The sequence below is a fragment of the Streptomyces sp. M-16 genome, assembly GCF_052114405.1.
GTDB lineage: Bacteria > Actinomycetota > Actinomycetes > Streptomycetales > Streptomycetaceae > Streptomyces.
In genome coordinates this window covers 1-3,530 of sequence record NZ_JBFRER010000255.1, presented here as the reverse complement: position 1 = coordinate 3,530, position 3,530 = coordinate 1, and the positions used below count along the sequence as shown (strand labels likewise).

5 protein-coding genes are annotated in these 3,530 nt (G+C 72.4%); 1 reads left to right on the top strand and 4 read right to left on the bottom strand.

Translation table 11 applies throughout. From position 1 onward, the window contains the following. Together AB4039_RS41790 and AB4039_RS41785 are read right to left on the bottom strand one after the other, a co-directional pair. On the bottom strand, nucleotides 1-181 hold a 181-nt coding region (locus AB4039_RS41790), incomplete at its 3' end, for a hypothetical protein (protein WP_442273258.1). 159 nt (nucleotides 182-340) lie between these two features. Next, nucleotides 341-1,348 (bottom strand): stage II sporulation protein M, encoded by a 1,008-nt coding sequence (locus tag AB4039_RS41785; RefSeq protein WP_266839377.1) that lies wholly within the window; start codon nucleotides 1,346-1,348, stop codon nucleotides 341-343. 110 nt (nucleotides 1,349-1,458) lie between these two features. On the opposite strand from AB4039_RS41785, the gene AB4039_RS41780 reads away from it, so the two are divergent. Continuing rightward, the gene (locus tag AB4039_RS41780) at nucleotides 1,459-2,454 is read left to right on the top strand and encodes an RDD family protein (RefSeq protein ID WP_442273257.1); all 996 of its coding nucleotides are present in this window, start codon (nucleotides 1,459-1,461) and stop codon (nucleotides 2,452-2,454) included. Here AB4039_RS41780 and AB4039_RS41775 read toward each other — a convergent pair. Further along, complete coding sequence (locus AB4039_RS41775; RefSeq protein WP_266839381.1) at nucleotides 2,451-3,098, bottom strand: hypothetical protein; 648 nt, start codon at nucleotides 3,096-3,098, stop codon at nucleotides 2,451-2,453. The two genes, AB4039_RS41780 and AB4039_RS41775, sit on opposite strands and share 4 nt — an antisense overlap. Before the next feature lie 103 nt (nucleotides 3,099-3,201). After that, nucleotides 3,202-3,530, bottom strand: a 329-nt coding sequence (locus tag AB4039_RS41770; protein ID WP_442273256.1) for an adenosylhomocysteinase, incomplete at its 5' end; no start/stop codon positions are given.

Sequence of the window (3,530 nt, the reverse complement as noted above, 5' to 3'; positions counted from 1 at the left end):
CTTTCGTTCTGTGTTCTTGCGTTTCCGACTCTATCAGACTCTTTCGTGTCCGATTTTCCTCGGCGCTTTCGAGGTTCTGCGCTTTCGCGCTTTCCCTTTCCGGCGGTTCCGACTCTATCAGAAGTTTTCCACCGGATTTCCCGGCTTCGGATTCCTGATCGGAGAGTCGATTGCGCCCCATTGGAATTGCATTCCTTGGGGGCTGGAGAGATTTTAAACCATCACTGCCGAACTTGTCCAGTTCGAGGCAACCGTTCGAATCTACCTCCCCGCAGCCACTGTGTCAACAGTGTTTGCGGGACGACGAGGAGACTAGCAGGTCAGCAGGCTCGTACGCACATCACGCCGCAGTGGGCAGGGTCGCCGTACGGTCCGCTTCCTCGACGTCTCCCGCGTCGCCCTCGCGGGAGGCGCGGCCGCCCAGGACGAAGACGTAGACCAGGAAGGCCGCCTCGGCTGCGACGCCGATGCCGATGCGGGCCCAGGTCGGTAGGCCCGACGGGGTCACGAAGCCCTCGATCAGGCCCGACAGGAAGAGGACCACCGCCAGGCCGATGGCCATGCCCAGGGCCGCCCGGCCCTGTTCGGCGAGGGCCGTGCGGCGCGTGCGGGGGCCCGGGTCGATGACCGTCCAGCCCAGGCGGAGCCCCGTGCCCGCGGCGACGAAGACCGCGGTCAGTTCGAGGAGGCCGTGCGGGAGGATCAGGCCGAGGAAGACGTCGAGGCGGCCGGCCGAGCTCATCAGGCCTATGCCGACGCCCAGGTTCGCCATGTTCAGGAAGAGGATCCAGAGGACCGGCAGCCCCAGGAAGGCTCCCAGGACCAGGCAGACCGCGGCGGCCTGGGCGTTGTTCGTCCAGACCTGTGCGGCGAACGAGGCCGCCGGGTGGCTGGAGTAGTACGTCTCGTACCCGCCGCCCGGCCTGGTCAGCTCCTTGAGGTGGTCCGGGGCGGCGATCGCGCCCTGGACCTCGGGGTGGGTCGCTATCCACCAGCCGATGAGGATCCCGAGCGCCGTGGACAGCAGCGCCGTGGGTATCCACCAGCGACGGCTGCGGTACACGGCCGCCGGGAAGCCCGCGGTGAAGAAGCGGGCCGCGTCGCGCCAGCTCGCGCGGCGGGTGCCGGTCACGGTGGCCCGGGCCCGCGCGACGAGCTGCGTGAGCCGGCCCGTCAGCATCGGGTCGGGGGCGCTCGACTGGATCAGGGAGAGGTGGGTGGAGGTGCGCTGGTAGAGCGCGACGAGCTCGTCCGCCTCCGCTCCCGTGAGGTGCCGGCCACGGCCGAGGAGCTGCTCCAGGCGGGCCCATTGCGCCTGGTGGGCGGCCACGAAGACGTCGAGATCCATCCGGTTTCCGCTCCCCTGCCCCTGACCACACGGTTCGGCCTACTGCTCCTGCGGCCAGCTTGGCAGACTGGAGCGCACAGGGGCGGGTCAGGTCGGGGAAAGGTGCAGCGGTGAGCGATCTCGTGACGGGGGACGCGGTCGTCCTGGGTCTGCGGGCGGCGCGGCTGCCGAGCCGGGCCCTGGCCGTCCTGCTGGACCTCTTCGTGTACGTCGGCTGCTACCTGGTCGTCACGGTCGCGCTGGTCTTCGCGACGGCCTCGCTGGACGACGCCGCGCAGGCGGCGGTGTCGGTGGCGAGCCTCCTGCTGGTGCTGGTCGGTGTGCCGATCGCGGTCGAGACGCTGAGCCACGGGCGGTCGCTGGGGAAGCTGGCCTGCGGACTGCGGGTGGTCCGCGAGGACGGCGGTCCGATCCGCTTCCGGCACGCGCTCGTGCGGGGGGCCATGGGGGTCGTGGAACTGCTGATGACCTTCGGGACCATCGCCTGCATCGCCTCGTTGGTCTCGGAACGCGGACGGCGGCTCGGTGACGTGTTCGCGGGGACGCTGGTGATCCGGGAACGGGTGCCGGGGGCCCGCGTCATGCCGGTGCCGCCCCCACCGCCCTGGCTGGCCKGGCGGTTCACCGGGCTGGACCTGTCGGCGGTGCCGGAGGGGCTGTGGCTGGCGATCCGGCAGTACCTGACCCGGATGAACCAGCTGGACCCGCACACGGGTGCCGCGATGGCGGCCCGGCTCGCGGACGACGTGGTGGCCCGGACCGGGACTCCGCCGCCGGCCGGGGTGACGGCCGCCGCGTTCCTGATGGCGGTGGTGCACGAGCGGCAGACCCGGGACGCGGCCAGGGCCTTCGCCGTCCAGGTCCCGCACGGGGCCGGGCCGATGGCCGCGCCGGTCTCCGGGCCGGTCGCCGCGCCGGTCTCCGGGCCAGTCGCCGCGCCGGTCTCCGGGCCGGTCGCCGCGCCGATGCCCGCACCGGTGGCCGGCCCCGTGGCGCCGCCCGCAGTTCTCCGGGCCCCCGCGCCGGCGCCGGCGCCGACGCCGGCTCCCGCTCCCGCTCCCGCCGACGCTCCCGTACGGCGGACCGGGTTCGCTCCGCCCGGCTAGAGCCCGGGGTCCGCGTCGGCGTCGTCGCCCTCGGGGAAGGCCGACGGCGGGGTCTCCAGGTGTTCGAGTTCGATGCCGGGCGCCGCGAGGACGACGTCTCCGGCGATGTGGACCGTGTGCACCTCGCCGGTGTCGAGCGCGGTGACCCGGTACTCGTCCACCACGAGCGGGCCGCTGTCCGTCGGGTGCTCCGCGCGGGACACCAGGGCCCAGGCCTGGTCGACCGTACGGGCCGCGAGCACCGGGTCGGTGAGGGCGAGCAGGCGGACGCGGGTCGCGGGGGCGCCGGGCGCGAGGCGCAGCAGGCGGGCCGTGGCGATGAGGAAGGCCGGGGAGGTGCCGGTGAATCCGGGGGCCCGGACGTTGCCCTCGGTGGCCTCGGTGCCGGTGGGGTCGGTGCGGACCCAGGTGACGCCGTCGACGGCGGCGCCGCGGACCTGCCAGCCGGCCGCGTTCAGTTCGAGGCGGATGGGGCGGCCGAGGGCGTCGACGGCCAGGTCGACCGAGCCGCGGTGGCCGCCGTCCGGGTGGGTCAGCTGGGCGACGTAGCGCCATCCCGAGGGGCCGGGAGCGCAGTGGAAGTGCTCCTCGCCGAGGGGGGTGTGGTCGTGCGGGTCGTGGAGCGAGTAGCGGCCGCGGGGCATGGGGCTGGGTCCTTGCGTGCGTACGGAGGATGCGTACGGAGGTACGGGGCAGGCCCCCGGCGGAGTGCCGGGGGCCTGGCTCGGTGCTGTGGATCCGTGGGGATCAGTAGCGGTAGTGGTCGGGCTTGAACGGGCCCTCGACCTTGACGCCGATGTAGGCGGCCTGCTCCGGGCGCAGGGTGGTGAGCTTGACGCCGAGGGCGTCGAGGTGGAGGCGGGCGACCTTCTCGTCGAGGTGCTTGGGCAGCACGTAGACGTCGGTCGGGTACTCCGAGGGCTTGGTGAACAGCTCGATCTGGGCCAGGGTCTGGTCCGCGAAGGAGTTCGACATCACGAAGGACGGGTGACCGGTCGCGTTGCCCAGGTTGAGGAGGCGGCCCTCCGACAGGACGATCAGGACCTTGCCGTCGGGGAACTTCCAGGTGCCAGGTG

Excerpts from the sequence above, each read along its gene's own strand:
- AB4039_RS41775 (WP_266839381.1), bottom strand. The coding sequence starts at position 3,098 with ATGCCCCGCGGCCGCTACTCGCTCCACGACCCGCACGACCACACCCCC.
- AB4039_RS41785 (WP_266839377.1), bottom strand. The coding sequence starts at position 1,348 with ATGGATCTCGACGTCTTCGTGGCCGCCCACCAGGCGCAATGGGCCCGC.